Raw genomic sequence first — 25,943 nt, 5'->3', positions numbered from 1 at the left:
GTTTATTCCAGATCAGGAAAGTAACTCTTCCGGCATATTGTCGGCCAGCTCCTGGAGAAGAGCGATGTTTTTTAACGCCTCTTCCTCGACCAGGGAATGGATGGCAAAGCCGGCATGGATAATGACATAGTCACCAACGGCCGGCCAGTGGTCGACGATGTCCAGTCGGACTTCCTTACTTATGCCATCGGTATCGACCGTGGCTATCTGGTTGCTGGTGAAATCGTCAGGGTCACCCTGAACATTAGTCACCCGCATGGGAATTGCGAGACACATGGCGCAGACCTCCTATGATTGTCTGACCGAAAGCAATCGCGCCGTCATTGAGGGGAAGCGAATTGCCGGTGTAAACGTTTAAATGTAGAGCCTGTAGTGTATGTAAAAGGCCACCGAGGAGCAAGCTGTTTTGCATACATCCTCCAGAAAGCACAACCTTTTGGATGCCGGTCTGAAGCGATAATTTTTCAATAAGTCTGGTGATGCTGTTGATAAGCATCGCGTGGAACTGTAGAGCAAGTGCGGATCGATCTTCGCCTCTCTGCATTCCATCGTGTATTGTCTTAACAAATTCTGCCGAACAAATCTCCCATTTTCCGTTATTTTCTGCCAATAAAGCGTTCGTGTTGGTGTGCAAAATGGGCGAAATATCCTTGAGCCAGGAGCTGGTCTGAGCCTTTTTCGCCAATGTTTCCAATTCCATGGCCGCCTGGCCTTCGAAGCTGATCCGTTGCCGGATACCGAGCAGCGAGGCGGCTGCGTCGAAAAGCCGGCCGCAGCTGGAGCTCAGTGGACTGTTGAAGCCGCTTGTGAGCATAGACGAGATAACCCGTAATTTGCCCTCATCTTCCTGCCGGAGCGCAGCCGGCAGCCGGTCCATGGCTATGCCATCGTCACCGAAACTATGGAATAGAGCGGAGAGACCCATCCGCCAGGGCTCGGTCGCTGCTGCATCGCCACCGGGAAGGTGCATCTGGCTGAGGTGCCCCAGTCTACTGTAGGCAGTTAAATCGGCCTGTAAAATTTCACCGCCCCAGATTGTGCCGTCATCGCCAAGGCCGGTGCCGTCGAGTATGACCGCCAGGACCGGCTCGTCAATTCCATGCTCGGCCATGACTGCAACGGCATGGGCGTGATGATGCTGGACCCGGTAGAGAGGCAGGTCACTCTCTGCGGCATAGCGGCTGCTCAGATAGTCGGGGTGGAGATCGCAGGCGACCACCTCCGGTTCGAGCTGAAAGACGTTCTTGCAGTGCGTAATTGACTCCTGGTAGAACTCGTAGGAGGCCAGATTGTCGAGATCACCGATGTGCTGACTGAGCATGACGGTCTGGTCGCGACCCAGTCCAAAGGTGTTTTTCAGGCCGGGACCACAGGCCAGGATGTTCGGCAGCCGCCAGGGGATCTGGATTGGTGCAGGGGCAAAACCGCGGGCGCGGCGCAGGATAACCGGCTGCTTGGCGATAATTTTAACCACCGAGTCATCGACGCGGGTGACGATGTCGCGGTTGTGCAGCAGAAACAGATCGGCGATCGTCTTGAGTCGGGCAAGGGCGTCGTCATTGGCGGTGCAGATCGGACTGCCGCTGCTGTTGCCGGAGGTCATGACCAGCGCTTCCGGACAATTTTTTTGTTGAAAAAGCAGGTGGTGCAGCGGGGTGTACGGGAGCATCACGCCGATTTCATCAATTCCCGGGGCAAGATTGTCAGCCAGCCTGGTGTCTTTTCTTTTTCCGAGCAGAACAATCGGCTGTTCCGGTGAGGCAAGGAGCTGCTCGGCAACTGGGGTAAGGAGACAGAATTTTTCTGCTGCTGCTCTGTCAGCCACCATGATGGCCAGAGGTTTGTCCGGGCGGCCTTTTCTGTCGCGGAGCACTGAGACTGCTCGGGTGGAACACGCGTTCACTGCCAGATGAAACCCGCCGAGACCGCGGATGGCCAGGACCAGGTCTTCCTGCAACGAGGTCGCTGCCCGGGCCAGGACCGAATCGGTCTGCAGACATCTTCCATCTCTGTCGTATAAAGTGATATTCGGACCACAGTCGGGACAGGCATTAGGCTGGGCGTGGAACCTCCTGTTGCCCGGATCATGGTATTCCGCGGTGCAGGCCTTGCACATCGGGAATACCTTCATGGAGGTCTTGGGCCGGTCGTATGGAATTGTTTCGACGATAGTAAAGCGCGGCCCGCAGTTGGTACAGTTGATGAAAGGGTAATGAAACCGTCTGTCGGCGGGATCGAGCAGTTCTCTCAGGCAGTCACGGCACAGGGCAATATCCGGTGGAATTGCCGTGTTGGCAGAGCTGCCGGCAATACTTGGCAGAATGGAAAAAGAGGGTGCCGTGTTATCGTCATTATCACCTGCGAAGGGCAGGCAATGGCTTTCCAGTGAGATGATCCTGGCCAGTGGTGGGGCCTGGTCAACTATGGCCTGCATAAAGATATCAAGCGTATCGCCTGGGGCCATGGCAGTGATTGCCACGCCAGTGCTGGTATTCGTTACGGTTCCGGAAATTGCGAAACGACGGGCTAAGTTGTAGATGAAGGGTCGAAACCCTACGCCCTGGACAGTGCCCCGAACGAGAATTTCGACCCTTTTCTTTTTATGCTCTGTGTTTAAATTTTGCACCGGTAAAGATGGAGGAAATTAATCCCTCCGGCTCCTGGCAGTCATTCCATATGCAAAGGTAGATATGGACGACGGCGAAGATCATAAACCACCACATCAGCAGATGGTGGAGATAACGAGCAGACTGCTGGCTGCCGAAAAGTATCCCGCCCCATTTGGCCAGGAGGGTTACTTCCGGGAAAAGCATGTAAAATCCGCTGCAAATCATGACGAGCGCGGCGAAAAAAGTAAAGAGGTACGTCAATCCGGCCAGAAGATTATGGCCGAGTCGTTCGTCATGCTTATCACTGATATAGCTGTACTGCAGCAGGGTCATCTTGAGATTGTTGATATTCCGCTTACTGATCGGCAGGATATCCCAGACCCTTTCCTGGGCATTACCGAAAATATACAGGAATAATCTGATCAATACGGCCGATGCCATGGTGTATGCGGCGATATAATGAATATACCGCATCGTTGCCATCGGAAAGCTCGCACTGCCTTCAATCATGGTGTTTGTCCACGGATTGTTGATGTAAAAGCCGGTGACTACCAGAAAAACGATAGACAGGGCAAACATCCAGTGGAACAGCCGGAGCAGTACGCTCCAGCAGTAATGTCTTTCATAAGTTGCCATTCTTATAACCTCCTACGGCTTGTGCCGGAAAGAAAAGTTTTGAGTTAGGTGAAATCAGGCTTACAGCGCTTTCACTTTCATAACTTCCTTACCTTCTGGGTCCAGCATATGGACGGCGCAGGCGATGCATGGATCAAAAGAATGCACAGTACGAAGAACCTCGAGAGGTCGTTCGGGGTCAGCAATCGGATTGCCCATAAGAGATGCCTCGTAGGGGCCGAGCTGTCCCTCCGCGTCGCGCGGACCTGCATTCCAGGTAGAAGGAACGACGCACTGATAGTTTTTAATCCTGCCATCCTGGATGACGATCCAGTGCGACAGCAAGCCACGTGGTGCTTCATGGACGCCGACGCCGCGCTGCTCTCCTTTGGGGAAAACCGGTGGATTGAAGATCTCGTAATCCCCGGAGCCAATATTATTTACCAGTAACTCCCAATGCTTAAGAGCAAGGTCGGCCATCATTCCGGCACGGACTGCGCGGGCGGCATGGCGGCCGATGGTGCTGTGCAGGATATTCGGACCGACAGTCACACCAGCAACTGCACTGATGCGGCTGAGACAGGCATCGACACTCTTTACCGTCAGTTCGTGTCCCTGGGCATACCCGACAACCATCTGGGCCAGAGGGCCAACCTGCATTGGTTTATTCTGGAATCGTGGGGCCTTGAGCCAGGTGTACTTGCCATCATCCTGGAAATCGGTGTATTTAGGATCGGTTGACGATTCCCATGGGTGCTTGGACCAGTCGCCGTCATACCATGCCTTGGCGATGGATTCCTCGACATTTTCCTTGAAATATGGATCAGCCAGGCCGGTGATCGGTTTGACTGTGGCGAGATCGCCGCCAAACACGGTTCCGCCGGGCAGGTCGGATTGGGTTCCGGCCGCGTCAAGGAACATATCCGGTGCGGCAAGATAGTTGGTAACGCCGGCGCCATAGGGGAGCCAATCTTTATAGAGGGCGCCGACTGCAACAACGTCGGTGATGTAGACCATCTGGATAAAGCTCCGCACTTCTTCTACCAGCTGCTTAATGTAGTAGAGGCGTTCCATGGTCACCGCAGTCTCGTTTTCCGGGTTGATATTGGTGGTAACCCCACCAACCGCGAGATTCTGGATATGCGGGTTTTTGCCGCCGAGAATGGCCAGGGCCTGGGTGGCTTTGCGCTGATAATCAAGGGCTTCGAGGTAATGGGAAACCGCCATGAGATTTGCCTCCGGCGGCAGTTTCATGGCCGAATGGCCCCAGTATGCATTGGCAAAAGGCCCGAGCTGGCCGCTGGCCACCAGGGTTTTAAGCTTATCCTTTACTGCCGCAAAACGCTTGGGACTGTTGCCCGGCCAGTCTGACAGGCTGTCAGCCAGTTTAGCGGTGGCGACAGGGTCCGCGTCAAGGGCGGAGACAACATCAACCCAGTCGAGGGCGGACAACGCGTAAAAATGGACAATATGGTCATGCAGACAATGAATCGACTGGACCATATTACGAATCAACTGGGCATTGAGAGGAATTTCCAGGCCAAGGGCGTTTTCAACTGCACGAACGGAAGCCAGGGCGTGGACCGTGGTGCATACCCCGCAGATACGCTGGACAAATACCCAAGCATCCCGAGGATCCCGGCCTTTGAGAATGTTCTCCAGACCACGATACATCTGGCCGGAGGACCACGCCTTGGTGACCAGTCCTCCGTCAACTTCTACATCTACTCTTAAGTGACCCTCAATCCGGGTGATCGGATCAATGGTAATTCGCTGCGCCATGTGAACAACCTCCATATAAGATAGGACAACCTGCCGCCGTAAAGTTATCTGCTTTCAGGCGTCGGGAGAAAATATTTTCGCCAGGGAACTGCTTTTTATGCGTCTCCGCTCTTTTTGCCTTTGATGATTCGTTTACCGATGCCGACTGCGGCATGAATGCCGACTGCAGCGGCAGTAACGCCTAACACGGTTTTACCAACCTTGTCGGCGCTGGCGACGATTCCGGCGGAGGGGATTTTTACCATCGGCAGTCTCTCGTTGAACGGGGTCATGGTATCCCAGAAATTCGGTTCGGTACAGCCGAAACAGCCGTTGCCGACACTGACCGGCCAGACACCGACGTCGTTGAAACGGGCGGTAGGGCAGTTGGAGAAAGTTTCCGGGCCCTTGCAGCCTACTTTGTAAAGGCAGTAGCCGAGCTTATGGAACTCATCGCCGTATTGTTCTACAAATCGACCCTCGTCAAAGTGGGCCCGGCGTTCACACTGGTCGTGAATCCTGCGTCCATAGGCAAAGAGCGGCCTGTTCAAGTTGTCGAGAGCGGGCAGTCTTTTGAAGGTTAAATAGTGCAGAATGGTACCAAGGAAAGAAACCGGGTTAGGCGGACAGCCTGGAATGTTGACAATAGGTACGCCGCTTACCAGATCCTGGACTCCGACGGAACCGGTGGGGTTAGGGGCTGCAGCCTGCACGCCGCCGAAGGTTGCGCAGGTGCCGATAGCAATGATTGCCGATGCCTTTGGGGCAACCTCGGCCAGGATATCCATGGCGGTTTTCCCGGCAATCTTGCAGTAGATGCCGCCATCCTTGGTGGGGATACCGCCTTCAACGACCAGAATGAACGGATGGTTGTCAACAGTATCATGCAGATTTTTTTCTGCCTGATGTCCTGCGGCGGCCATGACGGTTTCATGGTAATCGAGGGAGATAATATCGAGTATCAACCGGGCAAGATCTGGATGAGAAGAGCGCAATAAACTCTCTGTGCAGCCGGTGCATTCCTGGAAGTGGAGCCATATAACGCGTGGGCGCTCAGCGGTTGCAGCCGCTTCGACCAGTTTGGGGATCATAGTCTCGGACAATCCCAGGGCGGCTGCCGCCATTGTGCACCCTTTGAGGAATCCGCGTCGATTAAGCTGCGGGTCCAGCATCTTGTTTAATGTGTCTGCCATGTCAACCTCCTATTGCTGTGTGACAACAAATGTGCGCAAGCGCGCGATTGTTCGGCGGTACGTTTAGCCGATAAAGAAAGTCTATTAAAATACGGTATAAAACGTCAAGCCAGTTGGCCTGATTATTTCCATGGGAGTCTGTAACTGTTGATTTAAGACCCAAAACTTCATTGCATAGTCGAGAATCGCAGAGAGACTTGGGAGTCGGCACGTAATCAGAGCAGCTGGTTGTGCTCTGCACAGCGACTTCCGGGGTGTGTTTGAGGACTGGATGAAACAGAGAGCTGTTCTTTAGAGGCGAGACAGGCGTGCTGCATTGCTTTGCTGGGAGCAAGGCATAATAGGGTGAGGCAATATGTTGAACAGTTCTTTTTGCCATTGTGCAAAGAGTGCGCCGTGATTTTGGGTGTTGGCCCTGAAACTGTTGTGCAAGCCATATCTCCAGTAGAGAAAGTGGTTATAGATAACACCACGCTGTGACGAAATCAAGACCATTTTACAAGTATGTCGAATATCTTTCCGGTAATAAGGAAAAAAACCATTCGGCTGTCAGTAAAGTGGATATTTTTCCTGTTGTTCGTGTTGTGCAAACACTGAGTGCGCACAGCGGAGATATCATTCCGGTGTTGTCCCGTGCAGCAGAGGTGTATTGGTGCATTCGAGTGTCATAAAAGAAGGGGGGACATGGGGGCAGTATAAAAGACGGATGAGAAGTGGATGGTTTTCGACAAGAGAGGCAAGTTGAAAAAAAGAAGCTTATTTTTTAAAGCCAAAAATGCCCCCCTTGCCATGCGCGGCAAATGCCGGCTTGCCTTTTGGCGGTGAAGACTTTCTCCCCGGTCTCTTTATCTCTTCTTTGATCTGTGGAATCGGAGGTTCACCCAGGAACAGGTGATCGATGGATTCACCTGTGGTCGCTGCCATGTAGCAGTTGTAGAAGAGGCAGGATTTCTTGAAATAGCTTTTCTTCTTCAGCCATTTTGGCCAGCTGTTTTGCTGCTTGTTGTGGATAAGCTGCGATAGGTTGATTAAAAGACTGACCATTTCCTGGCGCAGGGAGCGTCGCAGGTTAAGGTCGATACCGATAGTCCTGTCAATATCCTCGCGGATCTGCTTGCCCACATGATAAAGAGGCGCCCCTTTGCGAAACTGGCTGATCAGCTGAAAACGGGCTTCAACCCAGGGTATGAGAAAAAGGGCGATCAGGAAAAAATCGGGCTGGCGATGGATGTTCAGTTCCAGTGACAGATTGTTTATTCGGTCGATGATGCGACATATTCCGGAAAGAAGCTCCCGGGGGTTTTGCAGGGGCGCCAGGTTAGTGGCGAAAATTTTTCGATAGAAGGGGAAAAGAGCGAACAGGAGTCCCGAGTCAATGGCCAGTTCCAGCCAGGGTTCGGCTGCACCGCTGTAGAGGTCTTTCAGAAATTCGTCACGCAAACGGGACGGGGGGCAGAGTGACAGTTTGTGGCTGTTGCTGCACAGTGCCTGCCAGGTTTGTTCTTCGATGGTGAAATTGATTCTGGCTGCATGGCGGATCGCCCGTAACATGCGGACGGGATCCCGGCTTATTCTTTTGACTGGCTCGCCGACTATGCGGATAATTCCCTGGTCGAGGTCCAGGCTGCCGTCGACATAGTCGATAATGGTATTCGTCTGGATCTCAAAAAAAAGCGAATTGATGGTCAGGTCTCGACGCTGCGCGTCCTCGCTCAGCGTGCCGAAGGTGTTGTTGGGGGCAAGGACGGTTTCCGGACCGTCAATGTCATGCTCGCTGAGGGATCGGAGGGTACTTATCTCGATGGTCTTCCCGCCCTTGAAAAAGAGCTGTACCAGCCTGAAGCGCCGGCCTATGGTATTACTGTTGGGGAAGAGCCGGCGCAGCTGGCCGGGGTGAGCGTCGGTGCTGATATCAAAATCTTTGGGGGTTTTGCCAAGATATAAATCGCGAACGCCGCCCCCGACAAGGTAACCGGCAAATCCGGCATCATTCAGTTTTTTGAGGACGAAAAGAGCGTCCCTGTCGATCATCTCGGCCCTGATCGGGTGCTTTTCAGGGGGGATAATGCGGCAGGAAGGCGATGGCGACGCTTCTTGCTGGGTGTCGGTTTCTGTTGGGGAAATCATTTGTAAAGAGGTGGTTGTCAAATTGCCGGACTGAATCCTTTCCCCTCTTTGTAAACCGCTTCGGCTTGCTGCTTGAATTGTCGGAAAATTTCAGCGACAGAAAGGATTTTATCCATTTTGTAGCTGTTTTCACCGGAGAAGATCAGGCCGTCACGAACATTACCCGATTTGGCCATCATCAACCTTTCGTTGATGCAGTAGTGGTGGTCACATTTTTTCAGACATACCTGGGGACATTTTTTGGTGCTGACGTCTTCGCCTGCATTCAAAGCCTGGACAAAGGGGTTGTTTATGGCACGACCGGGCATGCCTACCGGGGAGGAAGTAAGGACGATGTCTTCTTTTTTGGCGTTAAGATACGCCTGCTTGAATTCATCGGCGATATCGCATTCTTCACTGAGTACGAAGCGCGAGGCAATCTGCACCCCGTCGGCACCGTACTTATCCATCATTTCCGCCATTTCATAGCCGTTGGTTATGCCGCCGGCGGCGATAAGCGGGATGTTTTTTACGACATCACGGATGGCGGGAAAAATTTCGCGGAGGGGTTTGTCGGTACCGAGATGGCCTCCTGCTTCTTTTGCTTCGACGATAACCGCTGCTGCGCCGAGTTTCTCGGACAGTTTGGCCAGGGCCGCAGAGCTGACGATCATGACGATGGGCGTGTTATGTTCCCGGCCAATTTTAAAAATATCCCGGGAAAAGCCGGCCCCGGTGATTATCATATCGATTCCGGCGTCTATCGAACTCATGACCAGCTTGTAGAAATCCTTCATGGCGTACATGATATTGACGGCGACTATACCGCTTGTCTCCGCCTTGGCTTTTTTAATATCCTCGTAGAGCTCTTCGGGAGGGAGGCCGGATCCGCCAATAACACCGATGCCACCGCAATTGGCAACCGGAACGGCCAGCGCTGAGGTAGATACCCGAATGGACATTCCGCCCTGAATTAATGGAAATGAGGCTTTGAAATTGGCAATATTAAGAGAAGGTAACTTCATGCAGAAAGGATTCCTTTTAGTACCTGAAAAATTATTTTTAGCAGTTTTCACATAAAAACAATTTTTTGCGATGCACCAGTCCAGTTTTATCGGGGATTTTAAAACAACATATATGAGAAATGAGATAATGCACTTCTTGCCTGATTTTGTCAAGAGTAGTATCAGTCAATTGCAACACGATTTTTTGGCCAAGGTGCCCTGGAATTCACCTTTTACACCTGCACTTTATTGTGGGTTTACAATGAATAGCCGGGCGGTAAACTTGACAAAATCACAAAATTGCAGTTAATTTCTTCATTTTTGGTTTTAATGGGATAACTCTTTCCTGATAACTTTTCCGTTTTTTAGTGACTTAGAAATAATTTTCTTGTGCTTTTTACAAGAAAATTATTTCGTTAAGGAACTTATCCCCGTCAGGCGAGGACTAAACAGAGTCCCGCAATGCTTTTAGGCGGGATTAGTGGCCAATTGTCAGTTTTCTTGTGCTTTTTACAAGAAAACTATTTCGTTAAGGAACGTATCCCCGTCAAGCGAGGACTAAACAGAGTCCCCGTCAAGCGAGGACTAAACAGAGTCCCCGTCAAGCGAGGACTAAACAGAGCACCCCTCAAGGGGGTACTAAACAGAGTCCCGCAATGCCCGGGGACTGAACAGAGCCCCCCTCAAGCGAGTACTGAAAAAAATCCCACAAAGCATTTCGACGGGATTTCTTATAACCATATGGAGATAGCTTTGAAAATCAAGGCCCTGAAAGGCTTTAAAGATATTGTGCCGGGAGAGGTGCTGCTCTGGCAGTACCTTGAAAGAGTGGCCAGAGATGTCTTTGATCGGTTTCATTTCCGTGAGATCCGTCTGCCCATTTTAGAAGAGACCGAGCTGTTTGCCAGATCTATCGGCGAAGCAACGGATATCGTCGAAAAGGAGATGTATACCTTTGTTGACAAGCAAGTCACCATGCGGCCCGAGGCTACGGCTTCAATGGTGCGTGCCTATATAGAACACGGACTCTATGTCGAAAAACCGGTGCAGCGACTCTTTACCATTGGACCAATGTTTCGTCACGAGCGCCCCCAGAAGGGACGACTCAGGCAGTTTCATCAGATGGATGTCGAGGTTCTCGGCTCGGAAAATCCTCGGGTGGACGTCGAACTGATTGCCATGGGTGCCATGCTGCTGGACGAACTCGGTATGCAGGTCAGTCTGGAACTCAATTCTCTTGGGTGTCCGGCGTGTCGACCGGGGTATCGGGCTGAACTTATATCCTATATAGACAAGCGGCATGATTTGCTGTGCAGTGACTGCAAACGTCGAAGTACGACTAATCCGCTCCGGGTCCTCGACTGCAAAGTACCTTCCTGTCGGGAGCAGATCGTCGATGCCCCCTCTATTCTTGAGTACCTCTGCGACCAGTGCAAAGACCATTTCGGCAAGGTTCAGGCAGGTCTTGAACAGCTGGGGGTCCCATACCGGCTGAACAAATTTATGGTCCGTGGACTGGATTATTATTGTCGCACAACTTTTGAATTTATCACCGCCGATCTTGGTTCCCAGGCCGCGGTGGCCGCTGGAGGAAGATACGACGGTCTGGTCGAAATACTGGGTGGACCAAAGAACAGCCCCGGTATCGGCTTTGCTATCGGCATGGAACGTTTGGTTCTGCTGCTGCAGCAGCAACAGGCGGTTATTCCGGAAGATGAGGTCGACCTGTACATTGCCGGCATCGGCGAACAGGGCTCCCGGAAAGGTTTTGAGCTTGCCAATGCAATGCGGGCCCGAAAGTTCTCTGTTGCTATGGACCATGAAGGTCGAAGCCTGAAAAGCCAGATGAAGCAGGCCAATAAGGCCGGGGCGCGCTTTGTCTTTATTATTGGTGATGCCGAACTGGAATCGGGTAAAGGAATCCTGCGCAATATGCTGGGAAATGAAGAACAGCAGGAAGTTCTTCTGTCTGCGGCAGCGCTGGCTGATGCTTTGCCAGAGAGCTTGGTATCTTGATTACGTTAACGAACACAACAACACCTGACAGTGAAAAATTCAACAAATAGACTATAAAATAAATTATGGAATCAATGGGGCAGTTGAGCCGGACGCATTCGTGCAATGATCTTGGCAAAAAAAATGTAGGCGAGCAGGTCACCCTGATGGGCTGGGTCCTGCGCAGGCGCGACCACGGCGGGGTTATTTTCATAGATCTGCGTGATCGGGGCGGGATAACCCAGGTGGTTTTCAACCCTGAGATCGACCCGGAAGTGCACGCGAAGGCGCATCAGCTTCGCAGCGAGTGGGTCCTGGCCATACGCGGCCGGGTCGAAGCCAGACCCGGCGATATGGCCAACCCGAAACTTGCCACCGGCGAGATAGAGGTGCTGGTTGATGAGCTGCGAATTCTGAACAGCAGCGAGACACCGCCCTTTCCCCTTGATGAAGACACCGAGGTGTCGGATAATCTGAGGCTGCAGTATCGCTATCTTGATCTGCGTCGTCCGGAAATGGCGGCCAACCTGATCATGCGCCATAAAGCGGTGCAGAGTGTCCGCAATTATCTGAACGATAACGGTTTCCTCGATATCGAAACCCCGATGCTCACCCGTTCCACTCCGGAAGGCGCCCGCGACTATCTGGTGCCCAGCCGGGTAAACAGCGGCAAATTCTATGCCCTGCCCCAGTCGCCGCAGCTGTTCAAGCAGCTGTTGATGATTGCCGGCATGGACCGGTATTATCAGATCGTCAAGTGTTTTCGTGACGAGGACCTGCGTGCCGACCGGCAACCGGAATTCACCCAGATCGATATGGAGCTCAGTTTTGTCGACGAGGAGCAGATCATGGCGATTAATGAAGGATTGATCGCCACCTTGTTTAAAGACACTCTTGGCCTTACGCTTTCTCCGCCTTTCCCGCGACTGACCTTTGCGCAGGCGATGAACCGGTTCGGCACCGATCGTCCGGATGTCCGCTTTGGCATGGAACTTATTGATCTGACCGGGATAGCTGCCCAATGCGGCTTTAAGGTGTTTCGGGCCATTGCCGACAAGGGCGGCACGGTTCGGGCGATCAACGCCAAGGGCTGTGCCTATTTTACCCGCAAGGAACTCGATGTCCTAACCGAGTATGCCGCCCAGTTCGGTGCCAAGGGTCTCGCCTGGGTGAAGATGAAGGAGGGCGGCGAATGGCAGTCGCCGATCGCCAAGTTCTTTACCGAAGAGGAACGGACAGCAATTGCGTCCGCCACCGACGCGGTGGAAGGGGATCTGCTCTTTTTCGGGGCCGACAGCAGCAAAGTCGTCTTTCAGGTACTGTCCGAGCTGCGGGTCGAGCTTGCCAGACGTCTTGAACTCTTGAAAAAGGACGAGTTCAACTTTGTCTGGGTCACCGATTTTCCCCTGATGGAATATGATGAAAAGGAAAAACGTTTCCAGGCCCTGCATCACCCCTTCACTGCACCGAAGGAAGAAGATGTCGCAAAGCTGGACAGTGATCCGGCGGCAGTTTCCAGTCGTGCCTATGATCTGGTGCTGAACGGGACGGAAATCGGCGGCGGTTCCATCCGTATCCACCAGAAGAGCATGCAGTCAAAGGTTTTGGATGTCCTCGGTATTGGCGAGGAGGAAGCCAATGATAAATTTGGATTCCTGCTGCGCGCTCTGGAGCTCGGTGCCCCGCCGCATGGCGGCCTGGCCTTCGGCCTTGACCGGCTGCTGATGATCATGACCGGCAGCGATTCTATCCGCAACGTCATTGCCTTTCCAAAGACCCAGAAGGCGACCTGTCCGCTTACCGACGCTCCTGCCTCGGTGGCCAGAAAGCAGCTGACTGAGCTACACATCAGACCCGACTGGAAAGAATAAGTGTAACTGTCCAGCAGCACGCCATCTGACGGTGATCAGGGCGCCTAGCATACCATAGTATAGCTAGGCGACCTGCTTACTGCCAGCTGACCCACTGTTGAACAGTTACGTATAAGCCGGTCGTGTTACCCTTGCTCTTCCTTCCCGGTTGCTTGTACTCTTTTGCCTTTTTGCACCCTGAAGGTGGTGAGCAGAATGCCTCCGAAAATAAGGCAGATCGCCTGGACATGGGTGGGCGTCAGCGTCTCGCCGAGAAAGAGTACGGCGAGGATAGTGCTGAAAACCGGCATCAGGTGGATAAATGGTCCGGCGATATTGGCCCCGAGCATCGTCACCGCCCGATTCCAGAAGATAAAGGCCAGGACCGAGGCAAAGATCGCCACATAGAGGATGGTGACAAGTGAACCCATTGAAACGGTCATGGTTTTGCCGGTGGCGATTTCCAGCAGATAAAGCGGCAGCAGGATGACCAGACCAACCATAACTATCCCCACCTGGTAGGCGAGTGGATGCAGCCCTTGCGGGTATCTTTTTAAATGGGCTGAATAATAGGCCCAGCAGACAGCCGCAATAAAGACCAGGATATCTCCCCTGTTAAATTGCAGTTTCAGAAAAGTTGCCGATTCTCCGCCGGAGATGATCAGTAAGACGCCGCTGAGGGAGGTGGCCACCCCCAGACATTGCCTGACGCTGAGGCGATCCTTGTACAGTATCCAGGACAGCACCACAATGATAACCGGGATGCAGGAATTGACCAGCACCGCATTGATGGCGGTAGTGGTCTGCATGGCCATATAAATCAAGCTGTTGAATCCGGCCACCCCGACAATGCCCTGGATGATGATAAATTTTTTATGGTGCAGGGCAAGTTGCCGCTGGGCCAGGAGGTGGCGGAGGCCGAATCCGCTGAGAATCAGCAATGCCACCATCCAGCGCCAGAACGAGAGGGTGAAAGGCGGAATTTCTGCATGCATGCCCCGGCTGAGGACAAAATTACCGGACCAGAAAAGGGTGGTGAGGATTAAAAGAATATACGGCATTGCAATCCGATGTCATCCCGAGACGTTATTGTCCGTTTCCTGGTTGTCATCCGGGGTATCGTGTCGTTTCTTCAGAACAACGTGGACATTGGGAAGATACTCTTTGAAGACATCGCCGTAGATTTCCCAGACGGTAATAAAAAGAGCGGCCACGAGCGGTCCGATGATGATGCCCAGTAAACCGAACATGGACAGACCGCCGAGGGTACCAAACAGAACGAAGAGATCATGCATTTCGGTATCCTTGCCAACCAGCCGCGGCCGGACGAGATTGTCGAGATTGCCAGCCACGGCCCCGCAGAGGATAATCAAAATGAACACTCCGGTAAAATTGCCGGACAGCGCGAGAATGATAAGTGCCGGAAACCAGATGATTGCCGTGCCTAAAGCAGGAATGATTGACATCACTGCCATCAGCGATCCCCAGAAAACCGGGCCCTCAATGCCGGTTATAGCAAAGGCTATGCCGCAGATTGTTCCCTGCATGATACCGATGATCACGGTTCCTTTGATAGTCGCTCTGGTCACCGAGGTGAACCGGTAGAGCAGGCGCTGTTCGTTAAAGTCGTCTAATGGAAGAAAGAACAGTATCTTACGCAGCAACAGATCGCCCATGGTGAGGAAATAAAACATCACGTAGAGCATGATAACGGATGAGAACACCGCCTCAATCGTTACCTTGGTAACGGAAGAGAGGGAGTTGATCAAAAAAGTGGAGACGGTGCCGACCATCTCTCCGGCTTTCTGGACGATGATATCACGGTAGGGGAGGATTTCCTGGTAATAGGGAATTTTCTCGAGATAGACGGTGAGGGTGGTCGGTTGATTGATGAAGCTTTGTACAAAAGGGGTAACCGACTGGCCGATGCTGATGGCCTGGGTCACTATCAGAGTGATAAGGATAGTGAGCGGTGTCAGGACCAGCAGCACAATAGCCAGCACGGTGAGGATGGAGGCCAGCGTTTCCCGGCCGCCCAGTTTTTCTGTGAGCAGGTGGTGGGCCGGTGCGACCATCGCTGAAAAAAGGCCGGCCATGAAAATCGCCATCAGGAACTGATGGATCATACTCAAAAAGACGGCTGAAATAAGGATAACCAGACTAAGCAGGGTTACTTTGTTGACCAGTTGTTGTTTCATAGTTGAATGGACGGCTTGAGTATTTCTTTACGCTGCTTCGGTAGTTGCTGCATCACTTCCGGCAGCAGAAGGTTCGGCGAGAATGATCAGGTGCACTTCGCGGGGACCGTGTGCCCCGTGTACCATATGCGCCTCGATGTCCGCTGTCTTCGAGGGCCCGGAGATAAACACCAGGCTGTCCAGATGCGCTCTGCCGCGCAGCAGGGTATAGGCTTCCTGCAGATCGGCGACGATATGCTCTCTTCTCATAATGGCAATATGGATCGACGGCAGAAGCGATGTCGAGCGCGGTCGTCCGGGTTCGGTCAGCTGGATCAAGGTGGCTGAATCGGCCACCCCGATGGTCGGCGCGGTAATACCGATGAAGGAGGCGATAGTTTTCTCCTGAACCTGTCGGTCCGAGTTGAAGGCGGTGTGCACGGTGACCGCCTCCCGGTTGAAGCGCTTCCACAGCTGGAGGGCGGCGATATCCGGATGATCGTGGCCGATAACATGTTTGGTATGATTGAATTCGGGTTCTTTGCTGCGGATCAGTTCGACGACTACGGCGGCGGCTGCATCAGAAGAGGCGACGATATGGCTGCAGATGTTTAAACTGTTGCCGTTTTTCAGGAAAATTTCTACCAGCTCGTCCTGTTCTGCCACGGTTCTGCCAGCAATTTTTTGCCGGATTTCGGTGGTATCCGGGGAGGCAAACAGTTTGGGAAACATGCTTTTTACGCGCTCGCTGTGCGGTGCTTCACCGAGGGCGGTGCGGATGTTGCCCAGAAAAAAAGCCTGATTGTGGTCCATTATTGGTTCTCCTCGGTTTCTGGAGCCGCAGCAGCCTGGCGGTTGCGATATTTTTCTTCCCAGAGCTCAGTGAAGGTCTTTTTGGCAATGGGCGGCAGGTCCCGTCCGTCGGTCCACCCGGAGGCGATTCCAGCCATGCTGCTGATCATGTTGTTTTTCTTTATAAAAACTCTCTGGAAAAGCCGGCCGATTTTAAGCAGGCTTCGATAGAGAGGTTTTCTCGTTATAATGAGCCGCCAGATGGTAAAGCCGTAGGCCTCGGCGGGATTGTGCTGCCTGGTGTCCCACCTGTCGCTGGCATAGGCCAGCTTCTGGCGCAGAGCGGCGAGCATCCGCGGCAGATCGATCTGCACCGGGCAGATATCCTTACAGGCGCCGCACAGGGTCTCGCCTTTGCAGAGATCGGCATGTTTATTGATCCCGTCCAGCAGCGGTGTTATGACCGCGCCAATCGGGCCGCAGTAGGAAGAATTATAGGCATGACCGCCGATTCTGCCGTAAACCGGGCAGATGTTGAGGCATGCGCCGCAGCGGATGCAGGCCAGCACTTCGCGAAACTCGGGGTCGGCCAGAATTTTTGCACGGCCGTTGTCGATGATGACCAGATGAAATTCTTTGGGGCCGTCAGGGTCGTCCGCGCTGCTTGGGCCGCCTGTGAAGCTGACATAGGTCGACAGCTTCTGCAGCGCCGCCCCACGGGTGAGGAGCTGGACGGTTTCCCGATGCTCCTCGAGGGTGGCGACGATGCGTTCCATGCCCATCAGCGCGACATGTACCGGCGGCATGGTCGTGGCCATCCGGATGTTGCCCTCGTTGGACACTAAACTGATATGGCCGGTTTCGGCACAGGCGAGGTTGCAGCCGGTCAGTCCCATGTCGGCGCTCAACAGTTTTTCACGCAGCTCTTTGCGGGCGGCCATGGTCAGTGTCGGTGGATCGTCGGTGTAGTCCATGCCCAGCTTTTCGGCAAAAAGCTGACCGATCTGCTTGCGGTCCATATGGATGCACGGGGCGATGATATGTGACGGTTTATCGCCGGCCAGCTGAATAATATATTCGCCCAGGTCTGTTTCGACCACTTCGATGCCGTCCTCCTCCAGGGCCGGATCAATACCGATCTCCATGGAGATCATTGATTTTCCTTTGACGACTCTTTTTACCTTGTTATCTCTAGCAACTTTCAGGGTATAATCAATGGCATCCTGGGCAGTTTCGGCGAAGTAGACCTTGCCTCCCCGGGCACGCACATTTCTGGCAAGCTCGGCGAGGAGAATGTCCAGGTGCTCAAGGTTTTTCAGACGCGATTTTTTCACCCGTCTGCGCATCTCCTGATCTTCCATGTTCGCCCACAACGCCATGGCACCCTTGCCGAAACGATCCTGCAGGGTATGCAGGCTGGCCTGGAGTCTGGGCGATGCCAGGGCTTTTTGTGCTTCTTTGCTGTAGTCGTTCATGCCTTGCCTCCCGTGGGGCCAGCTAAGAGCTGGGCAATATGCCGGACCTTGACATCTTTTTGCCGTCTGGAAATACGGCCGAGAATGTTCATCAGGCAGCTGATGTCGCAGCCGGTGACGGTGCCCGCCCCGGTGGCGAGGATATTGTCGATTTTCTCATCGGCCATGGCGACACTGATCTCGGGATAATTGACGCTGAAGGTTCCGCCGAAGCCGCAGCAGGTATCGCTGTCCTTCATCTCAATCAGCTCCAGGCCGCGAATGTTCCGGAGCAGGACTCGCGGCTGGGCGGCGATGCCCAGGCCACGGCTCAGGTGGCAGGAATCATGGTAGGTAACCGCACCGACATACTCGGCTCCGACGTCGGTTATATTCAGTTCGTCGACCAGATACTGCGTGAACTCAAAGGTTTTTGCGCCGATGGCCAGAGCCCTGCTGTGCATTGCGGGATCGTCGGTAAAGAGCTCCGGGTAGTGATGTCGGACCATATGGACACAGGAACCGGAGGGGCAGACAATGACCTCCGTGTCTTCAAAGAGATCGATGAAATGTCTGGCAGCGGCGGCGGCATCCCGGGTGTAGCCGCTGTTAAACGCCGGTTGACCGCAGCACGTCTGCCCTGTGGGATAGTCGTATGGAATACCAAGTTTGTCAAAGACCGTGATCATTGCCTCGCCGGTTTCGGGAAACATGGTGTCAACAAGGCATTGGATAAAGAGAGAGACAGTTTTTCCAGACATTGTTCAGTCCTTTTGTTGACAGGAGAATAAAAATGGGTGACCGATAACGGTGTCCGGTTGCTCGTATATAAGGTGATCCGAAAAAAAAAAAGCAGTGCAGCCGGGCAAGGCAATTCTATTTACTTGAATGAATTCTCATAATCATCTACAAAGGTCAAGAGGAATATATCGTGTAAAAGTCCTCACCCAGGCAGACGGAAAGATAGCCGGGATTCTTTACAATCTCCCCTCGAGGAAGACTCTTTTTAGTATTCGCTTGCCGTGTTACGTTCCTTCACAACATACTTTTCCTGGGAAAAACACAGGAGAAATGATAATTGGATCATTGATCCCGCCCAAAAGCTTTGCGGGACTCTGTTTAGTCCTCGCTTGACGGGGACTCTGTTCAGTACCCCCTTGAGGGGGATTCTTTACGATCCCCCCTTGAGGGGGATAAGTTCCTTCACGAAATACTGTTCCGGTAAAAAAACCGGAACAGTATTTCTAAGTCACTAATATAAAAAGATCCATTTGTCGAGTTAAGTAAATTAAAGATGATGAGGAGTGAAATGAAGAAAACTTTGAAAATTATTGTAGTAACTCTGCTGTTGGCTTGTGTTGCCGCCACGGTAAATGCTAAAAAACCGGTAACAAAAAAAACGGCAGGCAAAAAGGCAGTTGTCATCGGCGTCAGTCAATTCGTTGAGCATCCTGCCCTGAACGCAGTGCTGTGGGGGTTTAAAGATTATCTCAAGGAAAACGGAGTCAATGTTACCTATCGAGAATATAGCGCCCACGGCAAGATCGAGCAGACCGGTCAGGTTGCCGCTCAGATTGCTTCTGATAAACCTAATCTCATTCTGACGCTTGGTACCCCGAGTGCTGAGGCCTGTGCCAAGGTTTATGGTAAGGCGCCGCAGCTGGCACATACCCCGATGTTGTTCTCTGCCGTTTCTGATCCTGAGGCCGCAGGGCTTGTCGTGGACTCTATGCACCCGGGACCTCATATTACCGGCGTCTCCGATCAGATGTCGATGGAAAAACATCTGGAGATGATACGCCGTTTTCTGCCCCAGCTGAAAAAACTCGGGGTGATGTATAATGGTGGGGAAAAGAATTCGGTCGCCAATGTGAAGCGGCTGAAAGAGGCCGCTGCTAAACGAAATATTACTGTTGTCGATGCACCGGTGGCCAATTCCGCCAATGTCTCACGGGTTGCCCAGAGTCTTGTCGGCAAGGTCGATGCTGTTTATGTACCGACGGATAATACCGTCGTCTCCGCCATCGAGGCGGTGGTAAAGGTATGTGAGCAAAACCGGCTGCCGTTGTTCAGTGGAGATATCGACACGGTGAAGAGAGGGGCAATTGCCGCCCTGGGTTTTGATTATTTTCTGCATGGCAGACAGACTGCGATCATGGCCAGAAAAATTCTGGCCGGCACCAAAGTTGAAACCCTGCCGGTCGAGTTCCAGAACGATCTTTCTTTTACCATCAATCCGAAAGCTGCAGAACGGATGGGCCTGGCGATTAACAAATCAGAGCTTGCTTCAGCAACCACCGTGCTGAAGTAGGAGAAAAAATACAACCTCCCTGCCGCCTGTTGCGGCCGGGGAGGTTGTATGGTATGCGAATAACCGGATCAGCGATTGGGGTAATTATTTTTCCACGGTTCTTTTTGCCTGTTGGTGTAGTCGGTCAACGCCTTATAAAAAGCGCCGACAGCCAGTTCGGCACAATGGAAATGATCCGGTGGCAGGGTTTGCAGATATTCTGCCACGTTTTCCGGAGTGAGCCTCCAGCCGTCGGAAAGCGTTCGTCCTTCCATCAAAAATGACACGGTGTTGCCGCAGGCAACAGTATTGGAGCATCCGTCAACCCGGAAGGTGACCATTCTGATCTGCCCTGCCTGTATGGCCAGGTAGATTTCAATTGTGTCGCCGCAGTCGCCTGTTCTTTTACCGTATCCATCGGGCTTTTCGAGTTCACCATAGCGTTCTGCTCTGGAAACCATAGCCTGAAAATTCTTGGAATGATCCTTTAGGGAGGGGCGTGTCGTTGTTTCCATACTGTTAACTGAGACCTTTGCTTTTGAAAAAATCTTTATATTTCATATCCTCCTTGAGGATGTGTCCAATCAGCCAGGTTCTGAGGTAATCGAGAAGCGCCGTAGAAAGAAGGTTTGGGCCAAGGTCCGATGCCGAGTAAAAGGCAATGGTTTTATCAATGAATTCCTGGTGCTGCTTTTCCTGCTCGCTTTTATGCTCATAGCCATATTCTGCCATAAGGTATTCTTCAGCCCGAAAATGAACCTGGGCATAGTCGGTCATTTCGGTCAGGAGGTCGGCGATTGTCTGTGGCTCAGTCAGAACCTTCTGTTCTTTAATGAGTCTGTTGATCATGCCGATCAGTTTCTTATGCTGTTCGTCCATTTCCTTGACGCCAACACTGAATTCATTTTTCCAAGTGATAATTTCCATAAGCTTCCTCAATATAACTTGTTGTTATCTCACAATAGTCTCTGAAAAGAGATGCAGAATACCACGAAGCTGATTCTTTACAAGAAATAATTAGCGCCGGCAGGGCAGCGGTAAGCGACGCCTGATCTCTGCAGGACTGCAGAAATCAGGCGATGGGGCGCAGCGAATAGACGATACGTATTAGCGTTCGGCCATGGGGATGAAATGGCGGGTCGTTTTGCCGGTATAGATTTGACGCGGGCGTGATATCCGCAGGTTATGATCGTGCATTTCTTTCCAGTTGGCGATCCAGCCGGGCATGCGGCCGATGGCAAACATGACGGTATACATATTAAGTGGAATACCGATGGCCCGAAGCAGGATGCCGCTATAGAAGTCAACGTTGGGGTAGAGATTTCTGGACACGAAATAATCGTCGCTGAGGGTGGCATCTTCAAGTTCCAGCGCGATATCCAGCAGGCTGTCCTGCACTTTAAGAGCCTCTAATACATCATGAACACGCTTTTTCAGGATTAAGGAACGGGGATCGAAGTTTTTATACACCCGGTGGCCAAAACCCATAAGTCTGAACGGATCGTCTTTGTCTTTGGCTTTTTCAAGATAATAGGTCAGGGGTCGGCCTGATTTTTTAATATCTTCGAGCATGGTAATGACCGCTGCATTGGCTCCGCCATGCAATGGCCCCCAGAGCGCACAGACTCCTGCTGCAACTGAACTGAAGAGATTTGCCCGTGAGCTGCCGACTACCCGGACGGTCGAGGTTGAACAGTTTTGCTCGTGATCGGCATGCAGGATCAGAAAGAGGTTAAGCGCCTTGTCGATAATTGGTGTGACTTTGTATTCCTGATATGGATCGGAAAACATCATATGCAGAAAATTGCCGCAGTAGGTAAGGTTGGGGTTTGGGTGATTGATCGGTTTACCGGCGGCCATCCGGTAGGCGAAGGCGGCAATTGTTCTAACCTTTGAAAGCAGGAGTGATGCGGTGCGGTCGAATTGCTCTCCGGTGGTTGGAACCTCGAGCACTTCCGGATGAAAACATGATATGAGGTTCAGCATGGCCGAAAGGATCGCCATCGGCGGGGCCGATTTTGGAAACCCGGAAAAGTGGTGTTCCAGATTGGTGTGCAGCGGTGCATGCTCTTTCAGTCTGTCGGAAAAGGATTTAAGCTGCTCTTTGTTCGGCAGTTCCCCATATAGAACAAGATAGGCAGTTTCAATAAAAATTGCTTTTTCAGCGAGTTCTTCAATCGGATATCCCCTGTATCGGAGGATACCTTTGGCCCCGTCGACATAGGTTATGGACGAGTAACAGGAGCCGGTGTTGCCGAATCCGGGGTCCATGGTGATGTATCCTGTTTCCGCCCGGAGGTTTTGCGTATCGATACATTTTTCGTTCTCTGAACCGGTAAAGACATCGAATTCATAACTCTTTCCTTCAACGTTCAGTGTTGCTTTGTCGCTCATAGTATTCTCCAGGGCAATGGTATTGTTGTACCGTCTTAATCACAAAGGCGTACGGCAATTTTATATGCAGCCGGCAGGTCTGATAAAGAGAGGTTCTACCTGTAACGTATAGTAATCATTCATGCAGTTAGCAATAGGAACAGCAGACAGATGTTGCCGATTGCCATCAGACAGCCAACTTTTGGCCGAGAGAATAGGCTCGGTCCAGGGTTTCCTGCTGGGCGAGGATATCCTCTTTGGCCCGTGTCCCAGTCGCCTGTACCCGACCTGCCAGGGTGAAGCCGAGAAAAGGAAAGAGCTTTTCCTGGTAATCGAAGTAGGGCTTGAACTTCTCTGCATCCGGATTGCCCTGGGTGTAGGCAAAGGCGATTTTTTTCGGGCCGTTCAGGCGGCTTTCATACTGTGGCGTGAGTACACGGCACAGTCGATCCATAAAGACCTTGGTGTTGCCGCTTACCTGCCATGCATATACCGGTGATCCCAGCACGATGACATCACTTTGCTGGAGGGTGTCGTAGACACGGTCCATATCGTCATGCATGACACAGTCTCCGGTGGCCCTGCAGGCACCGCAGCCCATGCAGTAATCGATGGTCAGATCGGCAAGTTTCAAGAATTCAATCCGGCCTCCTGCAGCTTCCGCCCCGGCCAGTATCCTGCGCACCAGTTTTTCCGTATTGCCGTCTTTTCTCGGGCTGCCGTCAATGCCAAGTATTTTCATGCCGGTACTCCTCTGTTATGTGAAATGTAGTTATCAGCTTATTTTTTTCTTAATGTCAATGATTGGTGTGCCGTCCAGGATATCGAGGCCGGAGACCTCCACCTGATTACCATGTACTGCCAGCACCTTCAGTTCTGAAATCGCCAGCGGATTGGGCCGCATCGGACTGCGGGTGGCAAAGACGCCGCGAAGCCCCCGCGATTTGTCTCCCCGCGGATACACTTTGAGGACGTCTCGCGTTGACTGATGCAGCCAGAAGAGCACAACGATAGTCTGTCCGGCGGCAATTCCGTCAAGGCCTTCCTGATATTCCGGAAAGATCTCCAGGGTCCCGGTTCTATCCGATTCGTCAAAATTTTTCGGAGCGTCCTCACGGCTGGTAATATCACCGTGGAGCAGGCCGATAATGTGTAATCTTGGTTGTTCCGCCATGTTATGTGCGCCTTCCTGAAAAATTGATGGTGTTGTAAAAAGAACAGCCTAATGCAACTGCAGCCATGCCAGAAGCGGGTCGATCCATTCCCGGTAGGGACGATAAATCAGGCCGTGGCCGACATCGAGGGCCAGAACGATTTGCTTGAACTGTCCCAAGCCTTCGGAGCGCTGAAAGTAGAGAGCCGGCGTGATTGACAGCTTGTCGGACCGATCGTGGATCGACAGAACATTACCATGCAACTTGAGATTTTCATCGGTGAGACATTTTTCGAACAGCCCGGCCAGAAACAGGTAATTTATCTCTTTTTCTTCAAGCATGCTCGAGACATAAGCACTGATAATGCCGCCTTTGGAGGCACCGACAAGAACTATATTTCCCGGTAAAACGCCGCTCGCCAGCAGTTTTTTAACCTGGGATACAATTTTTTTGGCATAGGGGACAACCTGGGTATCTTTTGCACGCACCTCGCTGATGACCACGAATCCTTTCCCGGCCAGTTCCTCAAGGATCATCTGGTATTCATAGTAACCGTGTTCTTCACTTAAAGGGCGGCTTCCCCCAACTTCGACAATCAGGCCATGCAGATAAAAAAGATAGCGCCTGGTGGTGTCGGGCTTGTCTGGTACATCCTGCAGGATGTTGGTGTTTGTCGTCGGCATAGAGTTGTCTCCTGTTCGAAAGGTTCTGGGTTCTTTTCATATCAGGAAGTTGCGGGTGGTTTCAAGGAGATTTTTATTTGGTCGGCGGCATCAAGCGACCCGTTCGGCTCAAGAAACTGAACCGTAATTCTGATATTTTTTCAGCGAAAATGTCCAGATATACAAATTGCCATGGCAAGAATCCATTAGTCCGGATCGACAGCGTCGTCGCCTGCTGGGCTCCTCCATTTTCCTTTGAGATGCTCAATGCCCTCAATCCGATTTTTAAGATTGGCAAAAGTACCGGTGTTTATCATCAGTTTTGCGGTGAAGTCCTTGAGGCATTCGAAGCACATACCCGCGACATCCAGCTCGGTGAGATTCTGAAAATTCCGGGCACAGGCAAAGCAGAGACCGTCCTGATTTTCGCTGAATATGATCGTGTCGGCGCTTCCATCTGCCACGTGTCTGCAGACAATCCAGACGGGAACATCTCCGTGTTTGGTGCATGTTTCTTTTTCGGTCATTTCGCTCCCTTGGCTGTAGATTGGTAAATCGTTGTCGGGCCTGAAACAAGAATCACAACAAATCATCTAAGGTAGGACCATTATTACGATTGTTATATATCTAACCTGTTGTTTGTGCCTATTTGACAAACTAACAAACTTTTATTCGAGATCCAAATCAATTCCGCTTTGTGATTACCACTAAACCTCAGCTAGAGGGGGATATGAGGTGCCCTTTGCACGGGTGTTCCGCAGCCTGGATGGCTGCGGTCAAGCCCCCAGGGATGGGTTTATGGCGTCCCGTGCAAAGGGCACCTCATATCCCTCGGGATCTTCTAAGCTGAACTTTAGTGGTAATCACATTCCGCTTTGAAGACGGCATTTGCCTGAAAACATTCAATAGTGTATCTTTACCGTTCAATTTTCACCAACCGGAGATCTCCCATGAAACTGTATGACAGCTATCTTTTCGATGCCGATGGTACCCTCTTTGATACCGTAGAGCTTATCTGTACCTGCTTTCAATATGTAGCCGAGAAATATGCCGGTAAAACCATGGATAGAAGGGATATCATCCATGGTATCGGACTGCCGCTGAAGAGTCAGCTCATCACCCATCTGGGGCCCGAACTTGACCATGAACACATTCTTGATGACTATCTTCAATACCAGCTCAGCATCATGCAGGACAGTATTCGCCTCTTTCCCCACGTCATTGAGACCCTGGCTCTACTGAAGAGCGCAGGAAAAAAACTGGCCATTGTCACCTCGCGAAGACGGTTCAGCCTGGAGAAAATTCTGCAGTCCACCGACACAGCCGGGTACTTTGATGTGCTGGTAACCCCCGAAGACACTGCCAGACATAAGCCTGACGCCGAACCAGCCTTAAAGGCCATGTCCCTGCTTGGTGCAGAGAAAACCAGTTCCGTATTCATCGGTGACGCCCTCTATGATATCTGCAGCGGAGCCAGCGCCGGCATCGACACCATTTTTGTCAACTGGAGCCATGCTGCACGCTCCTCCCTTCCGGTTGCCCCCACCTGGGCGATCAATTCTCTGCAGGAGTTGACCTTGAGCCTGCACTGCAGGAAGACGGATACGGTGTAAACCGACCATTTCCCAAAAAAATTATGCAAAGTTGTGACAAACAATAAAGTCCTTGACTTCTTGCTGTCAAATCCAGAGAATTAATAATAATTCACGATGTCAGTGTCTGCACGTACCTCTGCATTGCCGCCTGCCCGTATGATTATGCCGTTGTGCCATTCATTGTAAGTTGTGATTATCACCACTAAACCTCAGCTATATGGGGATATGAGGTGCCCTTTTCACGGGACGCCATAAACCCATCCCCGGGGGCTTGACCGCAGCCATCCAGGCTGCGGAACACCCGTGCAAAGGG

Annotated in this window: 23 protein-coding genes; 5 read left to right on the top strand and 18 right to left on the bottom strand. The window is 52.0% G+C overall.

The window, feature by feature from the left end:
• Positions 1–12: 12 nt before the first annotated feature.
• The 7 genes from FCL47_RS08105 to FCL47_RS08075 all read right to left on the bottom strand — a co-directional run bounded on the left by FCL47_RS08105 (position 13) and on the right by FCL47_RS08075 (position 9,309).
• Positions 13–276 (bottom strand): HypC/HybG/HupF family hydrogenase formation chaperone, encoded by a 264-nt coding sequence (locus FCL47_RS08105; protein WP_136812980.1) that lies wholly within the window; start codon positions 274–276, stop codon positions 13–15.
• A complete protein-coding gene (gene hypF, locus FCL47_RS08100; RefSeq protein ID WP_136812979.1) occupies positions 245–2,626 on the bottom strand; it encodes a carbamoyltransferase HypF in 2,382 nt (793 codons plus the stop codon). Before hypF ends, FCL47_RS08105 begins: the two co-directional genes overlap by 32 nt.
• Positions 2,601–3,245, bottom strand: coding sequence for a Ni/Fe-hydrogenase, b-type cytochrome subunit (gene cybH, locus FCL47_RS08095; protein ID WP_136812978.1), 645 nt, complete (start codon positions 3,243–3,245; stop codon positions 2,601–2,603). The genes hypF and cybH overlap by 26 nt, the downstream gene beginning before the upstream one ends.
• Positions 3,246–3,305: 60 nt before the next feature.
• Entirely contained in the window at positions 3,306–5,006 is a 1,701-nt protein-coding gene (locus FCL47_RS08090; protein ID WP_136812977.1) for a nickel-dependent hydrogenase large subunit, read from the bottom strand.
• 95 nt (positions 5,007–5,101) lie between these two features.
• Positions 5,102–6,178, bottom strand: a complete 1,077-nt coding sequence (locus FCL47_RS08085; RefSeq protein WP_136812976.1) for a hydrogenase small subunit — start codon at positions 6,176–6,178, stop codon at positions 5,102–5,104.
• Between the two features lie 756 nt (positions 6,179–6,934).
• Positions 6,935–8,305, bottom strand: a complete 1,371-nt coding sequence (locus tag FCL47_RS08080) for a polya polymerase (RefSeq protein WP_136812975.1) — start codon at positions 8,303–8,305, stop codon at positions 6,935–6,937.
• A gap of 17 nt (positions 8,306–8,322) precedes the next feature.
• The gene (locus FCL47_RS08075) at positions 8,323–9,309 is read right to left on the bottom strand and encodes a nitronate monooxygenase family protein (RefSeq protein ID WP_136812974.1); all 987 of its coding nucleotides are present in this window, start codon (positions 9,307–9,309) and stop codon (positions 8,323–8,325) included.
• A gap of 732 nt (positions 9,310–10,041) precedes the next feature.
• On the opposite strand from FCL47_RS08075, the gene hisS reads away from it, so the two are divergent.
• A complete protein-coding gene (gene hisS, locus FCL47_RS08070) occupies positions 10,042–11,304 on the top strand; it encodes a histidine--tRNA ligase (RefSeq protein ID WP_167496413.1) in 1,263 nt (420 codons plus the stop codon).
• A 65-nt stretch (positions 11,305–11,369) separates the two neighbouring features.
• Entirely contained in the window at positions 11,370–13,154 is a 1,785-nt protein-coding gene (gene aspS, locus FCL47_RS08065) for an aspartate--tRNA ligase (RefSeq protein WP_136812972.1), read from the top strand.
• A 125-nt stretch (positions 13,155–13,279) separates the two neighbouring features.
• Here the strand turns inward: aspS and FCL47_RS08060 are convergent, their stop codons facing one another.
• Genes FCL47_RS08060 through FCL47_RS08040 form a run of 5 tightly spaced genes read right to left on the bottom strand, consistent with a single transcriptional unit; the run spans position 13,280 to position 18,317 of the window.
• Positions 13,280–14,194, bottom strand: coding sequence for a DMT family transporter (locus FCL47_RS08060; protein ID WP_136812971.1), 915 nt, complete (start codon positions 14,192–14,194; stop codon positions 13,280–13,282).
• 12 nt (positions 14,195–14,206) lie between these two features.
• On the bottom strand, positions 14,207–15,331 hold the full coding sequence (locus tag FCL47_RS08055; protein ID WP_136812970.1) for an AI-2E family transporter: 1,125 nt from the start codon (positions 15,329–15,331) through the stop codon (positions 14,207–14,209).
• A 27-nt stretch (positions 15,332–15,358) separates the two neighbouring features.
• Entirely contained in the window at positions 15,359–16,123 is a 765-nt protein-coding gene (locus FCL47_RS08050; RefSeq protein WP_136812969.1) for an LUD domain-containing protein, read from the bottom strand.
• Positions 16,123–17,577, bottom strand: a complete 1,455-nt coding sequence (locus tag FCL47_RS08045) for a LutB/LldF family L-lactate oxidation iron-sulfur protein (RefSeq protein ID WP_136812968.1) — start codon at positions 17,575–17,577, stop codon at positions 16,123–16,125. The genes FCL47_RS08050 and FCL47_RS08045 overlap by 1 nt, the downstream gene beginning before the upstream one ends.
• Positions 17,574–18,317, bottom strand: coding sequence for a (Fe-S)-binding protein (locus FCL47_RS08040; RefSeq protein ID WP_136812967.1), 744 nt, complete (start codon positions 18,315–18,317; stop codon positions 17,574–17,576). The genes FCL47_RS08045 and FCL47_RS08040 overlap by 4 nt, the downstream gene beginning before the upstream one ends.
• A 548-nt stretch (positions 18,318–18,865) precedes the next feature.
• Here FCL47_RS08040 and FCL47_RS08035 point away from each other — a divergent pair.
• A complete protein-coding gene (locus tag FCL47_RS08035) occupies positions 18,866–19,867 on the top strand; it encodes an ABC transporter substrate-binding protein (protein WP_136812966.1) in 1,002 nt (333 codons plus the stop codon).
• 68 nt (positions 19,868–19,935) lie between these two features.
• On the opposite strand, the gene FCL47_RS08030 is transcribed toward FCL47_RS08035, so the two are convergent.
• From FCL47_RS08030 to FCL47_RS08005, 6 genes are all read right to left on the bottom strand, one after another.
• Positions 19,936–20,361 carry an iron-sulfur cluster assembly scaffold protein gene (locus tag FCL47_RS08030; RefSeq protein WP_136812965.1) on the bottom strand — a complete coding sequence of 142 codons (426 nt, stop codon included), beginning with the start codon at positions 20,359–20,361 and terminating at the stop codon, positions 19,936–19,938.
• Positions 20,362–20,365: 4 nt separating this feature from the next.
• Entirely contained in the window at positions 20,366–20,773 is a 408-nt protein-coding gene (locus tag FCL47_RS08025; RefSeq protein WP_136812964.1) for a bacteriohemerythrin, read from the bottom strand.
• A gap of 180 nt (positions 20,774–20,953) precedes the next feature.
• Positions 20,954–22,240, bottom strand: coding sequence for a citrate synthase (locus tag FCL47_RS08020; protein WP_136812963.1), 1,287 nt, complete (start codon positions 22,238–22,240; stop codon positions 20,954–20,956).
• A gap of 166 nt (positions 22,241–22,406) precedes the next feature.
• Positions 22,407–22,961, bottom strand: a complete 555-nt coding sequence (locus FCL47_RS08015; RefSeq protein WP_136812962.1) for a flavodoxin family protein — start codon at positions 22,959–22,961, stop codon at positions 22,407–22,409.
• A gap of 33 nt (positions 22,962–22,994) precedes the next feature.
• Complete coding sequence (gene tsaA, locus FCL47_RS08010) at positions 22,995–23,393, bottom strand: tRNA (N6-threonylcarbamoyladenosine(37)-N6)-methyltransferase TrmO (RefSeq protein WP_136812961.1); 399 nt, start codon at positions 23,391–23,393, stop codon at positions 22,995–22,997.
• A 48-nt stretch (positions 23,394–23,441) separates the two neighbouring features.
• Positions 23,442–24,056 (bottom strand): alpha/beta hydrolase, encoded by a 615-nt coding sequence (locus tag FCL47_RS08005; protein WP_136812960.1) that lies wholly within the window; start codon positions 24,054–24,056, stop codon positions 23,442–23,444.
• 149 nt (positions 24,057–24,205) lie between these two features.
• Here FCL47_RS08005 and FCL47_RS08000 point away from each other — a divergent pair, with 149 nt between their 5' ends.
• Entirely contained in the window at positions 24,206–24,589 is a 384-nt protein-coding gene (locus FCL47_RS08000) for a YhbY family RNA-binding protein (protein WP_136812959.1), read from the top strand.
• Positions 24,590–24,985: 396 nt separating this feature from the next.
• Positions 24,986–25,648 (top strand): HAD family hydrolase, encoded by a 663-nt coding sequence (locus FCL47_RS07995; protein ID WP_136812958.1) that lies wholly within the window; start codon positions 24,986–24,988, stop codon positions 25,646–25,648.
• Positions 25,649–25,943 lie beyond the last annotated feature (295 nt).

The sequence above is a fragment of the Desulfopila sp. IMCC35006 genome (genome assembly GCF_005116645.1).
Lineage (GTDB): Bacteria > Desulfobacterota > Desulfobulbia > Desulfobulbales > Desulfocapsaceae > Desulforhopalus_A.
Note: the sequence above shows the minus strand (reverse complement) of the source record. Positions and strands in the feature narration are given on the sequence as shown.